Source organism: uncultured Bradyrhizobium sp. (assembly GCF_936928535.1).
Taxonomy (GTDB): domain Bacteria; phylum Pseudomonadota; class Alphaproteobacteria; order Rhizobiales; family Xanthobacteraceae; genus Bradyrhizobium.
Genome location: NZ_CAKZHY010000095.1, coordinates 39,055 through 59,655 on the forward strand (window position 1 = coordinate 39,055; position 20,601 = coordinate 59,655).

Here is a 20,601-nt window from a genome sequence, read left to right on the forward strand (position 1 = left end):
CGATGCAGATCGGCGCAGGGGGAGTTACGCCCCGTCTTGAGGCGGGGCTCAATCGCCGGATCCCGGCCATGGAACTTTCCGGCTATGATCGCGCTTAGCCCTTAAATTCGCAATTTCCGGAAGGCCAGCCCTTGTCGAACCGCGCCAAACTCCAAGCCTCCAAACGTGACAGCGTCGTCGCTCCGACCAAGGCGGCACCGACCCTGCTGCAACGGCTCGGGCCCGGCCTGATCACGGGAGCGGCCGATGACGATCCGTCGGGAATCGCAACTTATTCCCAAGCCGGCGCGCAATTCGGTTTCGGGCTGCTCTGGACGATCTTTCTGACCTTGCCGTTCATGATCGCGATCCAGCTCGTCAGTGCGCAGATCGGCAGGGTCACCGGCAAGGGGTTGGCGGCCAACGTCCTCGAGCTTGCACCGCGCTGGATCGTGATGGGGCTTGTGGGGCTGCTCGTCGCCGCCAACACCTTCAACATCGCCGCCGACATCGCGGCGATGGCGGAGGCGCTCTCCCTGGTCATCGGCGGGCTTAATCACGAGCACGCGCTGATCTTCGCGGCCGGCTCGACCCTGCTGCAGGTGTTCGTGCCCTATCGCCGCTATTCGCCGGTGCTGAAATTCCTGACACTGTCGCTGTTTGCCTATGTCGCGACGGCCTTCACCGTGAAGATCCCCTGGGGCACCGCGCTGCTCGCAGCAGTGTGGCCGAAGGCGAATGTCAGCGCCGACTATTTCATGATGGTGGTCGCGGTCCTCGGCACCACCATCAGTCCCTATCTCTTCTTCTGGCAGGCCTCCCAGGAGGTCGAGGAAATGAACCTTGGCAAGCGGGACAAGCCGCTGCGCGAGGAAACCAAGCGCGGCGGCGATCCCGAACTCACGCGCATCAGGGTCGATACGACGCTCGGCATGCTGCTGTCGAACGGCATCGCCTTCTTCATCATCCTGACCACGGCCTCGGTGCTGAACGCCAACGGCGTCACCAACATCAACTCGGCGACGCAAGCGGCCGAAGCACTGCGGCCGCTCGCCGGCGACTTTACCTTCGCGCTGTTCGCGACCGGCATCATCGGCACCGGCCTGCTCGCAATCCCGGTGCTGGCCGGCTCGGCCGCTTATGGCGTGGCGGAAATCTTCGGCTGGCGCGCGACACTGGAGGCAAGGCCGGAGAAGGCGGTCGGCTTCTATACCATCATCGCGGCCGCAACCATCATCGGCTTCGGGCTCGGCTTTACCGGGATCGACTCGATCCACATGCTGGTCTGGAGCGCCGTGCTCAACGGCGTCGTCGCTGTGCCCATCATGGCGATGATGATGCTGATTGTCTCGAGCAGGGCCATCATGGGCCGTTTCAAGGCCCGGACATGGCTGGTCGCGCTGGGCTGGCTCGGCACCGCGCTGATGGCGCTGGCCGTGCTCGCCCTGCTCGGCTCGTCGCTGATAAGCTAGACCGGCGACAGCGCCGCCGAGATCTGCGAAGCGATGATGAAGGCCGCAATCACCGCCGGCACACTGATGAACCGCAAGAACTGGTCGACTGAAAGCATTATTGTCTCCCCAAAGACAAAGCACCTTCGCCCGAGCGCGCTACTCCACCCCTTGCGCGATGGGCTGCTCGGCCGTCAGAAACCGATCGGAAATCGCCGCCCCACTCATCGTGAGGAGCGCCAGAACCGAAATCATGGCTAGAAATTGCATGCCTCCGTGATCGGCTCCGATTGTGGCCAAATCGGTCAGGGTTTGAGACGATCCCAAGAAACATCAAGCCCCCCGGATTCTACGGGCTTTCCGCCAGTGCAGCCAGAAACCGATGGCTGGCCAAGCGTTTGCGAACTTCACGGCACTCGATCGTTAGCCTAACAATTGTGGCTGGGCCGGAGCTTGCGAGCCGGCCGTAAAAACAACAACGCCCGGCCGGGCGACAGGGAGCGACATGGCAAAATCATCAAAAGCAACCAGTCTCGAGATCCTTGCCTGCGATGCCGGCTGGAGAAACTACCACTTCGTCAAGGTGACGACGGAAGACGGCATCGTCGGCTGGAGCGAGTTCGACGAGGGCTTTGGCTCACCCGGCGTCGGTGCGGCGATCCAGCGCCTGTCGGCACGCGTGATCGGCCAGAACGTGTTTCAGCACGAGCGCATCCATGCCGAACTTTTCGCAGCCACACGGCCTGCCGCCGGCGGCGTGGTGGCGCAGGCACTCGGCGCGATCGAGAACGCCTTGCTCGATGCCAAGGCGAAATGCCTCGATGTCCCCTGCTGTGAGCTTCTCGGCGGCAAGATCCGCGACCGCGTCAGGGTCTATTGGTCCCACTGCGCGACATGGCGGATCAATCATCCCACCTGGTACCAGCCACCGATCGAAAATCTCGACGGCGTCAAGGCCATGGGCCGTGAGGTGCGCGAGAAGAAGTTCACCGCGCTGAAAACCAACATCTTCTCCTATGATGACGGCAAACCCACCGGTTGGCGGCCCGGTTTCGGCTCGCCCTTCGCACCCGAGATCAATGTCGACCGCAAGATCCTGCGCGACCTGCATACCCATCTGGAAGCGATCCGCGACGGCGCCGGCCCCGATGTCGACATCCTGCTCGACTGCAATTTCAACGCCAAGACCGAAGGCTATTTGAAGATCCTGCGCGAGATCACCGACCTCGACATGTTCTGGATCGAGATCGACAGCTTCAATCCCCAGGCCCTCGGCTATATCCGCCGGCAGAGCCCGCATCCGATTTCATCCTGCGAGACGCTGCTCGGCTTGCGCGAATTCCTGCCCTATTTCCACGAGCAGGCCATGGACGTCGCGATCATCGACACGCCCTGGAACGGTGTGTGGCAGTCGATGAAGATCGCCTCTGCCGCAGAAGCTTTCGAGGTCAACGTCGCGCCGCACAATTTCTACGGCCACCTCTGCTCGATGATGAACGCGCATTTCTGCGCGGCTGTCCCGAACCTGCGTATCATGGAGATCGACATCGACCGCCTCGCCTGGGACCGCGAACTGTTCACGCATGAACCGGAAATCCAGAATGGGCACCTGATCATTCCGGATCGTCCAGGCTGGGGCACTGAGCCGAATGAAGAAGCCCTTCGCGCGCATCCGCCGAAGACGACAGGCGGTCTGCTCAGCTACGGCCGCAAGAGTTGACGTTTACGGCTGCACTGGATTGATGGTCGGGGACGTCTTCGGCCCCGGCCGTTCCGGTTCGACAGGAGATTTCGGTTCAGTCGGAAGCACCTTGGCGCCTACCGCGCGGGCGGCTTCGCCTGTGGTCGCGTACATGGCGACACGAGCCGGCTCGGTCTTGGCGCGGCTCCAGGGCCCGTGGTCGACGAGCAGCATCGCAGCAATCGTCGCGGCGGCCACGATCATCGCGATCACACCGGGGTGCCGAAGCGCTATCGAGATGGAATTTGCGAAGCGATCTGTTGCCATCGAAGAATCCGCACCTTTTCTCTCTCGCGGATCAACGCAAAGCTGGCTCGTCGAGTTCCACTCTCGCGTAAGCAAGTTCCCAACCAATGCGAGGGGAACTAGCGGGCTGGTCTGCTCAATGCCTTACGTCGGGCCGCGCGTCGCCGACGAATTTGTCGCGGTTCGGCATTTTGACCGCTGCGAGCGACTTGGCGTCGAGCACGGCGTCATCCCGCACCAATCCGTTCAAGTTCAGGATGTAGGCCGAGACCGCGTACACGTCTTCATTGCTGAGTGATTGCGGCGCGTTCTGCGGCATCGCGCGGCGAATGTAATCAAACAATGTCGGCGCATAAGGCCAGTAACTCCCCACCGTGCGAACCGGTTTGGCCGTTCCGATCGTGCCCTGCCCTCCCACGAGGCGATCGCCAACCCCGCCCTCGCCCTTGTCGCCGTGACATGACGCACATTGCTGGACGAACACCTCGCGCCCGTGACTGACCGAGCCGCTTCCTTGCGGCAGGTTGTTGCCATCGCGCCCGATCTCGATATTCCAGCCCGCGATCTCAGCAGCAGTCGCTGGCCGGCCGATGCCGTAAGGCGTTTGCGCCCGCACAGTGCTCGCTGAAGCACAGAGCAAGGTTGCAAGAACGACGCCGCAAGTCTCACGCCAGCGCATTGGTCACCTCCCCGTCGGCGCCGATGCGCCAGGGCCAGATCGCATTGTTGTGGTAGAAATAATTCTCGCCGCGGACTGCGAGCAGCTCGGCAAGCGTCGGCTGCACGTAGCCGGTCTCGTCACTGGCACGGCTCTGGATCACCGCAGGATTGCCGTCCCATTGCCAGGGCAAGCGAAAGCGTGTGAGCGCACGTGTCAGCACCGGCTCCTGCAAATGTGCATCCTGCCAGCTCTTGCCGTCATCGACGGATACCTCGACGCGCTTGATCTTGCCGTGGCCGCTCCAGGCGATGCCGGTGATTTCGTGGAAGCCGGGTGCGCTGAGGCGCTGTCCGCCCGAGGGACGCGTGATGATCGACTTCGCCTCCATGTAGAACGAGAACTCGCGCGCGGTGCCGTCAGGCAGGAGGTCGGTATATTTCGAGGTCTCCTCGCGCGAATAAACGGGTTCTGCCGTCACGTGCAGGCGCCGCAGCCACTTCACGTTCATATTGCCTTCGAAGCCGGGCAATAGCAGCCGCAACGGATAACCCTGCTGCGGGCGGAGCCGCTCGCCGTTCTGGCTGTAGACCAGCAGGGCGTCCTCCAGACATTTCTCGATCGGGATGCTGCGAGTCAGCGCCGCCGCGTCTGCGCCTTCCGCAATCACCCATTTGGCTTCCGGCTTCAGTCCGGCCTCCTGGAGCACCAGCTTCAGGCTCACGCCCGTCCATTCCGCACAGCTCAAAAGGCCAACGAGATCGGACGCAGTCTTGGCATAGGGCTTGGTGTAACCGGGATTTCCAGAGCACTCGAGAAAATGGATCCGCGATTCCGACGGAAAGCGCCTGATATCGTCGACAGTGAAGATGAGGGGTCGCTCGACCAGGCCATGAAGCATCAAGCGGTGCTGCGCCGGATCGATCGTCGGCACACCGCCGTGGTGGCGCTCGTAGAACAGCCCGTTCGGCGTGATGATGCCGTCAAGCTCCTGCAACGGCGTACGGCCGGACGCGGAGATGTATTGTTTGAGGTTCTTCGGGATGTTCTTGACGACGCCCTTCTCGAACGGCGACGGCGCACCATAGGGCTGGCTTCCCATGGGATCGCCAGGTGCCTTCATCCAATCGGGGACGTTGGGCGGAAGGTTTTCCGTCTCCGCTGCGGCCGACGCACCAGTTCCAAGGACAACGCCTGCCACGACACCGCTACTTTGCAGGAAGCGGCGGCGTGTGGTCCTGGTCGGCTTGTCGCTTGTGTCGATCTTGTTGCTCATGGCGGACCCTCGGCTGAAGCTGGGCCCGCATGAAACCTGCCGCGAAGCACATTTGCAATTCACGCGTATTTCAAAAGCAGGCAATTTTGATCAGGACTGATCTAAATCCACCGGCCGTGCCGGCAGTTCCATCCTTTGCAATGCACAAACGGCTCGCGCATCATTCACCCGGCGCAATCGCATTGCTGGGCGTCGGCCGATCGGTGATCTGCTGGCCGAACAGGCTGCCGATCAGTTCGACCGCGGTGCGCGCCGTGCGACCACGCTCATCCAGGAACGGGTTGAGCTCGACGATGTCGACCGACCCCACCACCCCGGAATCATGCAGCAGCTCCATGATCAGATGCGCTTCACGATAGGTCGCGCCTCCCGGCACCGTGGTCCCCACGCCCGGTGCGACGCAGGGATCGAGAAAATCGACATCGAAGCTGACATGCAGCACGCCGTTGTCAGCCTTGACGCGCTCGATCACGCGCCGGATCAGCACCGCAACGCCGAACTCGTCGATCTGGCGCATGTCGACGACCCTGATCCGCCGCGCGCGCATCAGCTCCCTTTCGAGCTTGTCGATTGAACGCGCGCCGAACAGGTCGAGCCTGCCGGGATCGATCGAGGCGCGTGGATCATCGCCCAAGAGGCCATCGAGGCCCGCCTCGCAGCACAGGAACGCGGCCGACATGCCATGCATATTGGCCGTAATCGTCGTCTCGGGCGTGTTGTAGTCGGCATGTGCGTCGAGCCAGAGCACGAACAGCTCGCGTCCGTGCTCCCGCCAATGCCGCGCCATGGCGTTGACCGATCCCATCGACAAGGTGTGATCTCCGCCAAGGAAGATCGGCAGCGCACCGGTTTGGGCGATCTCATAGCCGCGACGACTGAGCACACGCGTCCAACGCTGGATTTCGCGGTAATGATTGGCCTGTGCCGGCGGCTTGTCGGCGAGGTCGCCGATCTCGGCCACCGAGAGATCACCGTAGTCGACGACTTCGAAATCCAGGCTTTCGAGCAGTGTTGCAAGGCCGGCGGTCCGCAGCGCCGCCGGGCCCATCAAGGTGCCGCGCTGCGAGGCGCCCATATCGATGGGCGCGCCCAGCAACGCGATGCGCCGGGCTCGATCCGTGATGGCTCGATCGGTCACGGCAATCTCCTGAGGTCAGCAAGGCTGCACCAGCGTAACAGAGATTCGCATCCGTCGTTTCACGGGGGCGTCGGAACAATTTCCCGCGCGCGGCATTTTCACTGCATGGCCGGTACCCGCCGTTCAAGACGGCGCCTGTCGCGGATAGCCAAAGGCCCTCGGGCCCGCTGTTCAAAACGAGCGCACGCGCGGATAGCCAAAGGTACCGGCCTCAGTTCTTCCTGGAGGTCGCGAGCTTGAGCACGGACATACCGCAGCCCAATCCCCAGCCCGGCATGGCCGAGCGCGCCATCGATGCAGCCACCGACGTGTCTCAGACGATCGGCGAAGTCGCAGGAGGATTGCGCGCCGCCGTCGATCGTCTCACTTATGCGGTCGACGAGGCACGAAAGCCGGGCCGGCCACTCGCGACCGTGGCGGCGATCACGCGCGAAGCGCCGCTCGCCAGCCTGTTCGTCGCGTTCCTGTTTGGCGTAGCGGTCGCGCGCCGGCGCTGACGAGCGGTTCAGGCTGCGGTGACGGCTTCGAGCTCGGCCGCCAGAAATTTCTCTTCAAACGCATTGGACGGCATCGGGCGACCGAAGAAATAGCCCTGCCCTTCCTCGCACCCCATACTGACCAGGAAGTCGGCCGTGGCGCGATTCTCGATCCCTTCGGCAACAACCGTCAGGCCGAGCTGCTTGCTCAGGCCGATGGTCGAACCGACGATGGCAGCATCGTCGGAATCGGCGAGCAGATCGGTCACGAAAGAGCGGTCGATCTTGAGCCCGTCGAGCGGAAATTTCTTCAGGTAGCTCAGGCTTGCATAGCCCGTCCCGAAATCGTCGAACAGAATGCGCACGCCGAGTTGCTGGATGCGCTTGAACATGTCGAGCACCCGAACCTCGTCGTGCAGCAGGATGTCCTCGGTCACTTCGATCTCGAGCAGTGAAGGCGTAAGTCCCGTCGTCCTCAAGAGCTCCGCAACGGAATGCGCGAGGTCGCCGGAGTGGAGCTGCGATGGCGAGAGGTTGATCGCGACGCGGACCTGATGGCCTGACAATTCCCACGCGCGCGCTTGCCGGCCGGCGGTCTCCATCACCCAGCTCGCGATCCGCTCGGATAGTGCCGAGGTGTTGACCACAGGCATGAACTCTCCGGGCGAGACATAGCCACGCACCGGATGACGCCAGCGGATCAACGCTTCGGCTCCGACCAGGCTACCGTCGATCAACCGCACCTGTGGCTGATAGAACAGCTCGAACTCGCCGCGATCCGCGGCAAGCGCCAGCTCGCTCTCCAGCGTCAGCCTGCTTTCCAGCTCCTGCCTGATCGCGCTTTCGAAGATCACGTGACCTCCGCGCCGCGTCAGCTTGGCCTTGGTCAGCGCAAGATGGCCGTTGCTGATGAGGTCGTCCGCATTCTGTCCACCGTCGGGGTAGATCGCAACACCAAGGCTGATCCTGACACGGTGCTGGCGCGCACCCGTTGCGAGCGGCGCATCGAACGCGCGCGCAATCCGCTCGGCGAACGCGGCAACAGGCTCGCCGACGGCGGCGCAATCCAGCGCAATCGCGAACTCGTCACCGCTGAGCCTGGCGAGGAGCGCCTTGCTGCCGACTTCAGTCCGCAGGCGCTCGGCCACTGCCCGCAATACGAGGTCGCCGGCGGCGTGTCCGAGCATGTCGTTGATCTGCTGGAAGCCATCGAGCCCGAGCACGAGCAACGCGACGTCGGAGGACCGCCGCTCCGCAGCGGCGATCAGACCGACGAGGCCGGCGTGCAACGTATTACGGTTGGCAAGCCCGGTCAGCGCATCATATTCGGCGAGATATCTGACACGTTCGGCTTCGCGCTTGCGTACGGAAATGTCGCGCAAGATCGCGCCATACTGAAAGCCGTCGGTTCCCTGCCAGCCCGAAAAGCTCGCCTCGACCGGGAAAGTCTCGCCGTTCTTGCGTCGTCCTTCGAACTCGACGACCACGGCACCGCCGGGGACCAGCAGCGCCTGCCGCGCAGCATCTCTGATAGCGAAGGCCTTCGCGCCGGCTTCCGCCGGAATCGCGCAAAGCGTTTCGAAGGGGTGACCGATGATTTCGGTCGGCATATACCCGAATACCGCGCTTGCACCGGGATTCCAGACGGTGATGCGGTGATGTTCATCGGTGCAGACCAGACCATCGCCAAGCGACATCGCGATACGGTGGAATCGGCTTTCGGCGATGCGTCCCAACAGGCTGCGGAAGTCAATCTCGTCCAGCGCGATGGCCGTCAGATAGGCGATAATCGCGATGTGGAAGAGCGATGTGTCGATGACAACAGGCCAACGCTCCTGCACGAGGGCCGCAGTCAGCTCGATACCGGCTCCGGCTGCTACCAGGATGGCGACGCGGGCACCGGGCGCCAGACGGCGCCATGAATACATCATCAGCAGACAGATCACGGCAAGGCCGACAATCATGCCGGCATCGGACGTCCAGCGCAGCATGCGGTTCTGAAGCACCGATTCTGCCGCCAACGCCTGCAGCACGGGGCCCGCGACGATGCGACCATTCGGGACACTGAAGCGGTCGCCCAGTTCAAGTGCCGTGGCACCGACGATGACCTTCTTGTCTTTCAGCTTGTCGAGCGCTGCGGCGTCACCCCGCAGCACGTCGATGTAAGAAACAAGCGGAATAGATCCAGCTCGAATGCTGAAGTCGATCAGGAAAGGCGGACGCCGATCGACGTTCTGCCCGGCCAGGACGACCGCCATCGACGGTATCTGCGCATCGCCGAGCTTCTCCCCGACCGGATAGCGGCGAACCAGCCCATCCGGTTCAACCGCGACATTGACGACCGCCGGCCATGACTGGTTGCCAAACGGTTTCAAGGGACGATTGACATGAGCCGCCCCGCCATTGGGCGTCGGCTGCTTGAACGACGGCAGGATCGTCGAGCCGCCGACTTCGCGAAGTGCCGTGAGGAACGTCTCGTCGGAGGCGGGATCCGAGGGCGTACTGAAATCGATATCGAAAGCGATATCCTGGGCGCCGGCGGCCTCGAGCCTGCGAAGGAGGTCGGCGTGCAGGCTGCGCGGCCAGGGCCATACGCCGATCTGATCGATCGAGGGGGCATCGATAGCCACGACGACGACGTTGCCGGTGGCGGAGCGCGACTGCCAGGCAAAGCGCAGATCGGTGAGCGCGTTACGCAGCGCGCCGTGCCATCCCGTGGACAGCACGACCGCCAGGGCGATCACGACGAGAATATGCGGCCGATAGCGCTTCACCTGATCCTCCCGCGCGCCCGCTTCAACAGGCGCGCCCCCATCATCCCCTAGGAAATCGCCTTACTATTTGTGGCCATTCCCGTTGCCATTGCCGTTACCGTTGCTGCCGTTACCGCCGCCATTCCCGTTGCCATTACCCTGGTTACCCTTGCCGTTACCGGTGGCACTGTTGCCATTCCCGTTCCCGGAATTGCCGTTGCCGGAATTGCCGTTGCCGTTGGACGCTCCGGGAGAGCCGGACATTGCATCGTTGCTCGACCCGGCACTCGTCGCGGCGGTGTTTGTTGCACTCGATGACGTCGAGGCCGCGGATCCACCGCCGCTGATGGTGACCGCCGTGACGCTCGAGCTGTTGCCGGCCGCGGTGGTCGTGCTCGACTTGCTGTCGCTCCACACCGTGTCGGTGCTGGCATTCGCGTTGCGCACCTGTCCCGGTGCGGCTGCGTTATGAGCGAGCCCGTGCGTGACCTTGTGGAAGTTCAGCTTGACCTCGCCGAGCGAGCTCGAGATGTGCACGACGCCGGGCTTGGTCGCATGAGCTCCCGCTGCCTGATGCGCATGCGTCGGCGCGCCGGCGACCTTGATCCCCTTGTTGATCGTGCCCAACGCATGGATCGCATGACCGTTCGCCGCATTGCGGGGCGCGGACAAACCGGATTTCGGCACGGGAACGCGCTCGATCGTCGATGCGCGCGGCTTGCCTTGCTCGATCGGATTGAGCGCGCCGGAGCCACTCAGGCTGAGACCGGACTTGCCGTTCGCGAAGGCGGTGGCCACCTGGCCGGGCATCACCTGGGCGATCTGGCCGGTCTTGAAATCGGACACTTCAACCTGTCCGCGGAGCACGCCGACCTTGGTGATGCCTGCGCCCACCGTGACGCTGAAATGCGTTCCCTTGACCACCGCGGCGAGGTACGGCGTCTCGACCTCGAAATGCTTGACGTTGCGCTTCTCGACCTCGAGCAGGATCGAGCCCGCCTGCTGGATGATGGTGGTCGAAAGGCCCTCCTTCTTCTTTGCCGGCACGCCGACCACCGAGTTCGGAGAGATCAGGATGGTCTCCTCACCGCGAACGAGCAGGACGCGCCCGTTGCGACCGGTGCGGATGGTGTCGCCCGCCTCCAGGGTCTCCTGTTGATTGAGCGAGACCTGCTGCGCGCCACTGGTCGCGAGCCAGACCTCACCCGATGACTTGCTGACCGACCAGACGCCGTCATCCGCGGCGGATGCGGCGGTGGCTCCCAGGACCAGCGCGACCATCACGGCGCACCGCATTCCAATTCGGACAAGCATGATGACCCTCAGCCGGAGTTACTCGAGCCTGAGGCGTATCCGAAATCACTCAAGATTGACTTAGCGGCATTCCCGGAGTCCGGGGGCCGCATTAACCGATCATTGACCATAAAAAACTATGAAAAATCATGCGGCTACTGAATCCTTACCGGAACCAGGCGACGTCTCCGTCAGACTACGGAGAACGATCCGCGCGTGGCGCCGTGGGACGGTATCTCGCTGCCGTCCTTGCCATCCTAGGGGCGACATTCACGGGAATCCTCCCAGCACTCGCGCAGCAGGCGAACCAGCCGGGCTTCGATCCGCGCCAGCCGGAGAAATATTTTGAAAACCAAACTGAGCAGGAATCCCTCCGCCGGCCTCCGGTGAAGCTGCCTTCGGTCGGCCAGCCGAATAGCGGCGGGAATACCAGGCCGCAATTCGTGCTCCGCGGCATTAACGTCACCGGCGTCCACGCCATTCCCCACGATCGCATCGCCGCAGTCTACCAGTCCGATCTGGGCAAGCAGGTCTCGCAGGCCGACCTCGCTACGATCGCCAGCGCGATCAGCGATCTCTACCGCGCCCAAGGCTTCCATCTGAGCCGGGCGATCGTGCCGGCGCAGGACATCGCCGATGGCCGCGTCCAGATCCAGGTGATCGAAGGCTCGATCGTCGAGGCCGAGCTGAAAGGCGATGGCGCTGAGCAGTTCGGCTTGAGGCCAATGCTCGGACCGATCTTGGCCGAACAACCGTCGCGCCTGGCAACGCTCGAACGTCAACTCTACCTCGTCAACGGCCGGCCGGGCGTGCGGATCGCCGACACCGCACTGGAGGAGATCGGTGGTACGACCGGCCGCTTCCGCCTTACCGTCTATGTGAAGACCTGGCACGTCTTCACCTCGTTCGGTCTGGACAATCTTGGATCGTCGTCGGTCGGTCCATGGCAAACCTACGCGACGGCCGCGTTCAACTCCTACCTCACGCCCGGTGACACGCTCGCCGTGAACCTGTCGACCATTGCCAACGACCCGCGCGAGCTCGGCTTCTCGCGCCTGTCCTATGACGCTCCGGTTGGCGTCGACGGGATTCGGCTCGGTGGATCGGTGCTGTACAGCGCAGTCAGGCCTGGCGATGCGCGCCGCCTCGCCAGCGACATCACGACGACCGAGGCGTTCGAGCTTCGCGCCAGCATCATCCCGCTTCAATCGCAATCATCCTCGCTGACCCTGACTGCGGCGACGACAGTCAGCAATGTGTCGGAGCACGATTTCTACGGCCCCTGGTACAACGATCACATCAGAACCGCGAGCCTCACCGCCGACTACCGGCTGCAGGATGGCTTCGGCGGCACCAGCTACGCGACGATGACCTTCCGGCAGGGCCTCGATATCTTTGGCGCATCGCATGCCGACGACGATCTGTTGTCGCGCGACGGCGCATCTTCGAATTTCTCGGTGCTGAACTTCTGGTTCACGCGTTACCAGACGCTCAACGATGCATGGTCGCTCAAGCTGTCCGCGGCCAGCCAAACCGCGTCACGCCCCCTGTTCACCTCGCAGCAATTCTATCTCGGCGGCGCAGCCTTCGGCCGCGGCTACGGTGCGGCCGAGATCAGCGGCGACAACGGCCTTGCCGGTTCGCTCGAGCTGCGCTTCGACCAGAAGCTCAATTTCCGCTACTGGAGCGGTTACCAGCTTTACACGTTCGGTGACGCCGGCGCAGTCTGGAACGATGGCTACCGCCTGAGTGATGGCCTGTCGCTGACATCGGCCGGTGCAGGCGTACGGTTCTTCCTGCCGCAGGATCTCCAGGCGGATTTCGGCGTGGCGGTGCCCCTGAGCTACCGCGCGCCGGACAATGAACGCCGCAGTCCGCGCTTCCTGTTCACCCTGTCCAGTGCGTTCCGGCTCTGCCCCGAACGCGGCAGGAATGGCTGCCTTTAGCCGCTTGGCCATTGCCTCGACGCGGCACTTTTGCGGCCTTCCTCACAGACTTGCCTAAATTTAATCCCGCAATCTGGTCACGATCGCTCGATCCGGGCGTTTCCAATAGCCATGTTCAGTGAAAAGTGATTGAGACGGAACCCATGAAGAGGGTGTTTGCAATTCTGGCTTTTCTCTGCGTCCTTGCGGCGGGCCAGTATGTTATCGTCAGCAAGTTCGCGATCCGCCACGAGATGCTGTCCTTGTTTGACGCCTCGCGTCAGCGCCCGATCTCGGTCGAGATCGCGGTGCGGCGCGACTACGAGACCAAAGCCAATCTCGGCCTTTGGAAGCTTCCCGTTGCCATCATCAGCAACGGTAACACGGTCAAGGCCACCGAATATTCCTTCCTCGCCAACGTGCTCGCGGCGCGTGGCTATCTCGTCGCCAGCATCCAGCAGGACCTGCCAAGCGATCCGCCCCTGATGACCCGTGTCGGCCAGAAATATGTCGGCCGGCGAGAGGTCTATATGCGCTGCGAGGCCAACATCCTCTTCGTGCTGAACACGTTGAAGGGGCGGCAGCAGAATGCCGATTACGACCACATCACGCTCGTCGGCCATTCCAACGGGGGCGACGTCTCGATGTATGTCGCACAGCAGCATCCCGAGCTGGTGTCGAAGGTGATTACGCTCGACAATCTCAGGGTGCCCTTCGTTCTCAACGATCACATGAAGATTCTGTCGTTCCGCTCCAAGGATCCGCATTTCCTGACCGACCCCGGTGTGTTGCCGACGCCGGAAGAGGCCAAGTCGCTCGGCATCGACATCATTCATACCGGTGCGCAGCACACCGAGATGAGCGATCGTGGGCCCGACTCGGTCAAGGAGAAGATCCAGGCGACCCTCGACCGCTTCCTGCGGGACAGCGCCAGCAGCGCGCTCGCACCGGCCGATACCACCACCCCGATGATCATGAACCCCGGCGACTATTAGCCGGGAGGCTTTGCGGCAGATCAACGCAGCTCCATGCCGGCCGGGATAAATGGCCACACGGCATCGGAGAGACGCGTGTTACACCATACCGAAAGGCTTGATGCGACGAGGCTCAAGATGGAGAGCCTTGGCCTTCCCCCGGCGAGGACGCCTGCACCCGTGCGCCATCTCTATCGCTTGGCCCGCAAGCTCTTCCGCTCGATTATCGCGCGTATCGACCTCTCGCAGTTTCCGGGATCATGTTGCGGCTGAGCATACGGTCCGCAAGCGAATACAGGCAGGAGATGAGATGCGCACAACTGCGAGACGAATTTGGCTTCTGCTAGCGACAGTCGCGAGTTTGGGCATATCGCCTGCTCTGGCGGCCGACGCCGATCACGGCGCCGATCTGGCCCGGCGCTGGTGCGCAGGCTGCCATCTCGTGTCGAGCAGCCAGACTCAGGCTAGCGCCGACGTGCCCTCCTTCGCATCGGTTGCGCGCAAGCCCGATTTCAGCCCGGAGAAGCTGGCGTTCTTCCTGCTTGATCCGCACCCGAAGATGCCGAACTTTCCCTTGAGCCGGACCGAAGCCGCCGACATCGCGGCCTATATCGCATCATTGCGCAAGTAGCCGGCTGGTCGCTCCCGACCCTCAAAAATTGCAAAATCCCTGCCGGGTGAACCGACAGGGATCAGCAGAAAGGACGATGGACGGCGGATGAGGTTTCATCCGGTGGCCCTCATGGACCTGCATTGGAATTGAAATGCGCATTACACCGCTGCGCAAGATCAATTTGCAGGCAGACAATTCAAAATCAGGATTTGCCCTTGCCCGGCTGCATGAAGTTGCCGGTCATCTGGCGCATGTGATCGCCGGCGTTCGTGAACTGGCTGCGCAGGAACTCGGACTGGATCCGCATCGCCTCCTGAAGATCGGTCGCATGAACCAGCTTGCGGGCATGCTCGAATGCCGCCTTCATGTTCTGCTCGGTGAAGGCGAGCGCCTGCTTGGACACGTCCGCGCTCGCGCCGGGAACAGACGACATCGATTTGGTGGCGGCATCGAAAAACATCCCGAATGCCTTCTCCGCCTGGTCGATCGTCTTCTCCGCCAGGTCGCGCAGTTCAGCCGGAACTTCGAGCTTCGGTTCGATCATGGTCGTACTCCTCCCTCTTTTTCCTGACTGATTATCACATTTATCGCACCACCTTCCAGCGGCCCCGCTTCAGCCGGGACCGCTACCCGGCGTTCCATCGCCGGTCGGGAGGACGGAAAAAGCGTATTGCCGGCACTCGGCCAGGCTTAGGACAGGGGATGGTCGGGGAGCGTTTCGTCGGTGACGAGATCTTCGACGAGCTTGATGACCTCAAAGCGCTGGCGCGGGGCGAGCTTGAGAAAGGCGCGCAGCAAGCGGAGGCTCTCGACCGTGCCGGTCGCGGGTGCACCGAGCTTGAGATGCAGCTCAGCCGCGAAATTGAGGTTCTTCATCTCGCACCTATGACAGGATCGGTCCTACGGCTCGGGCGTCGGAAGCCCGATCAAGGACCTGATGTCGCCACCGAACGCCACGGCGACGACAAACTCCAGGGTCGGAGCCCCCCAGCAGGCTGGCGCGCCGAGCCGCAGATCTGAACAAACTCGGCCCGACCCGAGAAGTTGCAATTATGTCAAGGAACAACCCGTCGGGCAAGCCAAACCGTAAGGCTTAGCGATGCTTCATCGGTATCGTGCCACGGCAATTCCGGATAACAGGAATACGCGCCGCCGTCACCCACCTGCGTCAAGAAGCAGCATCAGTCACCACAGGGCTGCGATCGCTGTCAATTCGACCAACGTTTCGCATTGTTTCTGACATGCTCGGAATCTGGCAAACCGCGGATCAGCGCTTCTTCAGCGTATACACGTAATCGTTGAGGCCGATTTCGGCGGTTGTATCGTCGACGAAATGAACGTCGATCTCGCAACCCGTCTCCAGTGTCCTGATGCGGGACCCGGCAAAGCCGAGCGAAGCCGCAAGCGCCTTGGGATCGACCTTCTTGTCGGCGCTGCGCATCTCATCGAATGCGCCCTGGAAAAGCATCTCCGGACCATAATCGGTCACCTTGTAGTGAGGCTTGGCGCAGGCAAATGGTCGCGGACCGGAAATTTCGCTGGTCTTGAGAGCCACGGTCTTGCCCATCAGCCGCGCTCGCTCGGCATCGTCAGGTCTGCGGTGCGGATCGGCCCAAGGTGCAACCACGGCCGTCGTGAATGACCAGTTTCCGACAAAAAAGGGATCGGCGGCCACGGCGGAGCCCGCCAGTCCGAGCGATGCGAACAGACAAGCAAGGCGGATGAATTTCATGCGGCAGGTCCCCTTCACGGATTGGACGCGTCGCGCCGCATCACGGTTCATCATGGTCCAATATTTCTCGCTCCGTGAACCGTCGTTCAAGAACGTGCGACCAAGCGGTTGCGAAACGGCCACGCAGAGGGGCGCCATGGCTGATGAACGAATCGATTCGGGCGCGCTTCAGAACCAAAAGGACGACGGCATGCTTTCTCGCTGCGATCTCATCAAGGGCGCCGCGGTTGCGCTTGTTACACTCTCGGCTCATGGCGCGTGGGCGCAGGAGACCAAAATGAACCTGTTCAAGATCGTTACCGTCAGGGACGAGATCATCATCGGGCTCTCGCCCGACGAGCTCCAGGCGCTTGGCGGCAGTGACGCAAGCGCGGTCGCGCATGCTCTGGCGCAGAAGGGCGATCTCACCGTGTGGCAGTACAACGTACATCGCGGACAGAACGGTGAAATGCAGCAGGCCCCTACGGCAAAGATCGGGCTGCTGGCCAACGCCTCGCTCCGCGTCGAACCCTACACCACGCTCTACCAGATCATGCCGCATCCGTGACGCGCGATGGAGGATGGGGCGGCGGCGGAAGCCACCGGCCCAACCTTCAGCGGCGCCGCGCTGACGCCTCCGTCGCAAAACCGTAGACCAGCGCCAGTCGGTCGAGGCATTCGCGAAAACGCCGCGCGAAATAGTCGTTCCAGCGCTGGGTGCGGGCAGCGCGCCGCTGCCCGATCTGGTCCATGGTCAGACCGAGCACCAGCACGTCATGCACCAGTGCGGCACCGTCGGTGCCAAGCGCGCGTTCGACCTGGTTCAACCGAAGCACCGCCTGGCGCTGACGCTCGGTCAGGGGCTCGCGGGAGCGCGTGCCGTCGACAAATTCGCGGGTCGGATCCATGGCCTGCGGGCCTCGCTCTGCCCTCTCCCAGTCGTTCTGGTAGGCGCGACCACCGCGATATTGCGCCTCGTCGATCTGGTGATGCGAGTGGAGCCGGCCGAGCGGATCATTGCGAATCGACCGCATCGCCACGATCTTCTCGTCGGGCTCAAGCGCGAGGGGGTTATCGATCTCTGCCTCCATGACCTCGGCATTGAACGGCAGGTCGCGCGAGCACCGGTCGTGAAGTTCGGTCAATCTGTAGGACTTGTTGCGTCTGGCACGAGCCACTCGGAAACTCCTTGCGAATTGACATAAGAAGAAGGGACAGTCGCGCGCGGGTCAGGCGGCAGATACGAGCCGCAGCACGACAGCAGCAGCCGTACGGCCCGCACCGGGACCGCAAGTGACGCGCGCATGCGGCGCGCAATAGCTCGAGCCGGGTTGACGTGGGTGGCCGCAGAAGCTGATCGCTTCCCCCTCCTTGTCGCCACCATAGGGGTAGCGGCAATCGCCTCGTTCGAGCTCGTCCAGCGTGATCAGGCGCGGCTGGACGCCGACGCAGCGCAGTTTGACCGGGTCGGCTGGTTTCAGGGCCGACGGCGGCGGCAGATTCAGGCCGCGTGGCACGGCACGGGCTGGTGTGAACGGAGCAGACTCGCCCGGCAAGGACGGCACGATCGACGGACTTATCATGCGTTCGGGCGTGCTGAGCCCGAGCCCGATCCGCTTGGCGCGACCGATCACAGCATTGCGCGAGTAAGCCGTTCCAAACCTTGCGTTAATCCGTCTTCCGATCTCTGCATATGACAGTCCTTCGAAGAAATAGTCGCGAAGCGCGTCGGAATGCTCCGACGACCAATGGCCCGGTTCCATACTACTGCCCTGTGATGCGCCTCGATCGCGTGATCGAGAGGCCAGGAGACACATTCCGTTATTCCGAAGTCGAAGTCAAGCCGTAATTCTGATATTCATAATTGCATGAATTCCGAATTTCGGATTACAAGGGACCGAACCATGGCAATCGAGGGAATCACCATGTTGGACGTTGCGATGATCGAGCGGGGCCTGGAAAAGACGGGCAAGAGCAAAGGCGGGCTGGCCGCGGCGATGGGCGTGCGCCCGGGCGCTGTGTCGGAAATCCTCGGTGGTGAACGCCTGGTGAAAGCCTCGGAAATCATTCCGATCATGCAATATCTTGAGCTGAATCTCGCGCCGATCATGGGCCGCGTTGGTGCCGGCGCTGTCATCGAGCCCGACGTCGAGCAGGTTCCGCCGGAAGGGCTCGGCGATATCGCGCTGCCCTTCCCGATCATGGAAGAGACCGTTGCCTTCGAGATCGTCGGCGATTCGATGCTGCCCAAATATGAAAGCGGTGACGTGATCGTTGTCTACAAGGACCAGCGTCATCCGCTGTCGAGTTTCTACGGCGAAGAGGCCGTCGTTCGTCTCAAGACCGGCGAGCGCTATCTGAAGACCATCGAGCGGGGCAAATCCCCCTCTGTCGTCAACCTCACCAGCTTCAACGCCAAGCCGATCATTGGCGTCAAGCTGGACTGGGTTGGAGAGATCTGCCTCTCGATGCCCAAAGGCCAGCTCGAACGGTTGCGCGCCAAGTCGGCCCGCCCGCGCAAGAAGGGCCGGTAGGCGATTGATTTCCGATTTACGGAAGTCAAACTTGACTTAATTCCTTTTATCAGAAATACCCTGCCACGCCCCGGTGATCGGAGCGCGGCAGGATCGTTTGATGCAGTATTTCGTCGTGATGATCGATTACGGGCGACGCGGTCGCGAGGCGGTCGTCGATCCTGAAATCACCAGGCGCGAGGTCATCTCCCGCGTCAGCTCCAGGCGAGTACCGGAACATTTCGTTCATCCACGAAATCGCGGAAAATTCCGTCGAGGACGTGACCGAAGCCATCTTGGCCGAGGCCGGCCTCCCCGAAATCCCGCCTGAAGACGTCGAACTCCAGGCCATCCGCCATGATCACGCGCGCGACCTGCGCAAACACGAGAAAGCGTGACGCAGGCTGACGGCCCACGCCACGGCTCAATCCGAGCTCATACCGTCAGGACGGTCGAGCCGGTGGTCTTGCGCGCAGCAAGATCAGCATGCGCCTTGGCCGCGTCTTTCAGCGCATAGGTCTGGTGCACCTCGATCTTCACCGCGCCCGATTTGACGACGTCGAACAGCTCGTTCGCCATCGCGACAAGGGCCTCGCGCTTTGCCGCGTAAGTGAACAATGTCGGCCGGGTGACATAGAGCGAGCCCTTCTGGGCGAGCAGGCCGAGATTGAGCGGCTCGACCGCGCCGGAAGACGCGCCGAACAGCGCGGCAACGCCCAGCGGCGCGAGGCAGTCCAGCGACCTCAGGAATGTGTCCTTGCCGACGGAATCATAGACCACCGGCACCTTCTTGCCGCCGGTGATCTCGTCGACGCGCTTCACGAAATCCTCACGCGTGTAGATGATGACGTGGTCGCAGCCATGCGCCTTGGCGAGTTTCGCCTTCTCGTCGCTGCTGACAGTGCCGATCACCGTTGCACCGAGATGCTTGGCCCATTGGCTCAGGATCAGGCCAACGCCGCCGGCAGCGGCATGCAGCAGAATGGTGTCGCCGGCCTTCACCCGGTAGGTCTGCCGGATCAGATATTGCGTGGTCAGCCCCTTCAGCATCATCGCGGCCGCGGTCTTGTCATCCACGCCGTCAGGCAGCTTCAACAGCCGGTCGGCCGGGATCAGCCGTGCCTCGGAATAGGCGCCGAGCGGTGATGCACCATAAGCGACGCGATCGCCCGGTTTCAGATCAGTGACGCCGGGGCCCACCTCCTCCACGACGCCAGCCGCCTCGCTGCCGAGCCCGCTCGGCAATTGCACAGGATACACACCCGAGCGGTTGTAGATGTCGACGAAGTTGAGGCCCACGGCAGTATGGCGGATACGCGCCTCGCCCGGCCCAGGCTTGCCGACACTGACCTCCTCCCAAACCAGGACTTCCGGACCACCGGTCTTGTGAAAGCGAATGGCGTGAGTCATGGGCGTTGCTCCCTTATCGTTGCGTTGGTGGGTCCTAGAGAAAGCGGATCGAGGTTCGTCCGAGGTCGGGAAATAGGCATTTGGTCCGCCCTTTACAGTATAGAAGACGTAACAAGAATGTCACAGCGAACGACAAACCCTCGCCGTTCCACCTCTGTTCGAAAGAGTTGATGATGGTCTCGGAGCGACCGGCAGTAGCTTCTGCGCGGGGTTTGGTAGTCGCCTGCGAAGGAGAGCCGAGATGCCAGCTTATGTACAGCATCATCAGGACATCGAAATCGCGCCTGTGATTTGCCCGACATGCATGGGGTTCCTGCCGATGTATGTGCGCGAGGTCGAGCCGCACTGGAGCCTTGCCAAGATCGACTTCGTCTACGAATGCGCCGATTGCGGCGCCGAGGTCAGACAGACCATCCGCAAGCCGGAGCTGCTGCGGCACTGATC

The 20,601-nt window shown here is 62.4% G+C and carries 21 protein-coding genes and 1 pseudogene; 10 read left to right on the plus strand and 12 right to left on the minus strand.

The features are described 5' to 3' along the window. Positions 1–131: 131 nt before the first annotated feature. Entirely contained in the window at positions 132–1,451 is a 1,320-nt protein-coding gene (locus Q0687_RS17640) for a divalent metal cation transporter (protein ID WP_298879021.1), read from the plus strand. A 484-nt stretch (positions 1,452–1,935) separates the two neighbouring features. Next, complete coding sequence (locus Q0687_RS17645) at positions 1,936–3,150, plus strand: mandelate racemase/muconate lactonizing enzyme family protein (protein WP_298879023.1); 1,215 nt, start codon at positions 1,936–1,938, stop codon at positions 3,148–3,150. Between the two features lie 3 nt (positions 3,151–3,153). Here the strand turns inward: Q0687_RS17645 and Q0687_RS17650 are convergent, their stop codons facing one another. The 4 genes from Q0687_RS17650 to rocF form a co-directional block, all read right to left on the minus strand. Further along, a complete protein-coding gene (locus Q0687_RS17650) occupies positions 3,154–3,438 on the minus strand; it encodes a hypothetical protein (protein ID WP_298879024.1) in 285 nt (94 codons plus the stop codon). 115 nt (positions 3,439–3,553) lie between these two features. Further along, a complete protein-coding gene (locus tag Q0687_RS17655) occupies positions 3,554–4,096 on the minus strand; it encodes a cytochrome c (RefSeq protein ID WP_298879026.1) in 543 nt (180 codons plus the stop codon). Next, positions 4,083–5,351 carry a sulfite dehydrogenase gene (gene soxC, locus Q0687_RS17660; RefSeq protein ID WP_298879028.1) on the minus strand — a complete coding sequence of 423 codons (1,269 nt, stop codon included), beginning with the start codon at positions 5,349–5,351 and terminating at the stop codon, positions 4,083–4,085. The genes Q0687_RS17655 and soxC overlap by 14 nt, the downstream gene beginning before the upstream one ends. Positions 5,352–5,511: 160 nt before the next feature. Then, on the minus strand, positions 5,512–6,489 hold the full coding sequence (gene rocF / locus Q0687_RS17665; protein ID WP_298879029.1) for an arginase: 978 nt from the start codon (positions 6,487–6,489) through the stop codon (positions 5,512–5,514). Positions 6,490–6,725: 236 nt separating this feature from the next. Between rocF and Q0687_RS17670 the strand changes: the two genes are divergently transcribed. Further along, entirely contained in the window at positions 6,726–6,986 is a 261-nt protein-coding gene (locus Q0687_RS17670) for a hypothetical protein (protein ID WP_298879030.1), read from the plus strand. Positions 6,987–6,994: 8 nt separating this feature from the next. On the opposite strand, the gene Q0687_RS17675 is transcribed toward Q0687_RS17670, so the two are convergent. Then, on the minus strand, positions 6,995–9,739 hold the full coding sequence (locus Q0687_RS17675; RefSeq protein ID WP_298879031.1) for an EAL domain-containing protein: 2,745 nt from the start codon (positions 9,737–9,739) through the stop codon (positions 6,995–6,997). Positions 9,740–9,802: 63 nt separating this feature from the next. Next, complete coding sequence (locus Q0687_RS17680) at positions 9,803–11,032, minus strand: FecR family protein (protein WP_298879032.1); 1,230 nt, start codon at positions 11,030–11,032, stop codon at positions 9,803–9,805. A 128-nt stretch (positions 11,033–11,160) separates the two neighbouring features. Here Q0687_RS17680 and Q0687_RS17685 point away from each other — a divergent pair, with 128 nt between their 5' ends. The 3 genes from Q0687_RS17685 (at position 11,161) to Q0687_RS17695 (ending at position 14,541) form a co-directional block, all read left to right on the plus strand. Next, complete coding sequence (locus Q0687_RS17685; RefSeq protein WP_298879033.1) at positions 11,161–12,957, plus strand: ShlB/FhaC/HecB family hemolysin secretion/activation protein; 1,797 nt, start codon at positions 11,161–11,163, stop codon at positions 12,955–12,957. A gap of 143 nt (positions 12,958–13,100) precedes the next feature. Further along, entirely contained in the window at positions 13,101–13,931 is an 831-nt protein-coding gene (locus Q0687_RS17690) for an alpha/beta fold hydrolase (protein ID WP_298879035.1), read from the plus strand. A 289-nt stretch (positions 13,932–14,220) separates the two neighbouring features. Then, on the plus strand, positions 14,221–14,541 hold the full coding sequence (locus tag Q0687_RS17695) for a cytochrome c (protein WP_298879037.1): 321 nt from the start codon (positions 14,221–14,223) through the stop codon (positions 14,539–14,541). A 184-nt stretch (positions 14,542–14,725) separates the two neighbouring features. Here the strand turns inward: Q0687_RS17695 and Q0687_RS17700 are convergent, their stop codons facing one another. The 3 genes from Q0687_RS17700 to Q0687_RS17710 form a co-directional block, all read right to left on the minus strand. Beyond that, the gene (locus Q0687_RS17700) at positions 14,726–15,067 is read right to left on the minus strand and encodes a phasin (protein ID WP_194481422.1); all 342 of its coding nucleotides are present in this window, start codon (positions 15,065–15,067) and stop codon (positions 14,726–14,728) included. Positions 15,068–15,213: 146 nt separating this feature from the next. Continuing rightward, on the minus strand, positions 15,214–15,399 hold the full coding sequence (locus Q0687_RS17705; RefSeq protein ID WP_128950591.1) for a hypothetical protein: 186 nt from the start codon (positions 15,397–15,399) through the stop codon (positions 15,214–15,216). A 391-nt stretch (positions 15,400–15,790) separates the two neighbouring features. Continuing rightward, positions 15,791–16,255, minus strand: coding sequence for a hypothetical protein (locus tag Q0687_RS17710; protein ID WP_298879041.1), 465 nt, complete (start codon positions 16,253–16,255; stop codon positions 15,791–15,793). A gap of 190 nt (positions 16,256–16,445) precedes the next feature. On the opposite strand from Q0687_RS17710, the gene Q0687_RS17715 reads away from it, so the two are divergent. Continuing rightward, positions 16,446–16,802 (plus strand): hypothetical protein, encoded by a 357-nt coding sequence (locus Q0687_RS17715; RefSeq protein WP_298879481.1) that lies wholly within the window; start codon positions 16,446–16,448, stop codon positions 16,800–16,802. A 46-nt stretch (positions 16,803–16,848) separates the two neighbouring features. Here the strand turns inward: Q0687_RS17715 and Q0687_RS17720 are convergent, their stop codons facing one another. Together Q0687_RS17720 and Q0687_RS17725 are read right to left on the minus strand one after the other, a co-directional pair. Next, a complete protein-coding gene (locus Q0687_RS17720; RefSeq protein WP_298879042.1) occupies positions 16,849–17,412 on the minus strand; it encodes a hypothetical protein in 564 nt (187 codons plus the stop codon). Between the two features lie 51 nt (positions 17,413–17,463). Continuing rightward, positions 17,464–17,997 carry a GcrA family cell cycle regulator gene (locus tag Q0687_RS17725; RefSeq protein ID WP_298879044.1) on the minus strand — a complete coding sequence of 178 codons (534 nt, stop codon included), beginning with the start codon at positions 17,995–17,997 and terminating at the stop codon, positions 17,464–17,466. A 162-nt stretch (positions 17,998–18,159) separates the two neighbouring features. Here Q0687_RS17725 and Q0687_RS17730 point away from each other — a divergent pair, with 162 nt between their 5' ends. Both Q0687_RS17730 and Q0687_RS17735 read left to right on the plus strand, forming a co-directional pair. Next, complete coding sequence (locus tag Q0687_RS17730; RefSeq protein WP_298879484.1) at positions 18,160–18,768, plus strand: S24 family peptidase; 609 nt, start codon at positions 18,160–18,162, stop codon at positions 18,766–18,768. A gap of 100 nt (positions 18,769–18,868) precedes the next feature. Further along, positions 18,869–19,145 (plus strand): annotated as a pseudogene (locus tag Q0687_RS17735) (hypothetical protein). Between the two features lie 37 nt (positions 19,146–19,182). On the opposite strand, the gene Q0687_RS17740 reads toward Q0687_RS17735, so the two are convergent. Further along, positions 19,183–20,157, minus strand: a complete 975-nt coding sequence (locus Q0687_RS17740; RefSeq protein ID WP_298879045.1) for a quinone oxidoreductase — start codon at positions 20,155–20,157, stop codon at positions 19,183–19,185. A gap of 241 nt (positions 20,158–20,398) precedes the next feature. On the opposite strand from Q0687_RS17740, the gene Q0687_RS17745 reads away from it, so the two are divergent. Further along, positions 20,399–20,599, plus strand: coding sequence for a hypothetical protein (locus Q0687_RS17745; protein WP_057749711.1), 201 nt, complete (start codon positions 20,399–20,401; stop codon positions 20,597–20,599). Positions 20,600–20,601: the final 2 nt, after the last annotated feature.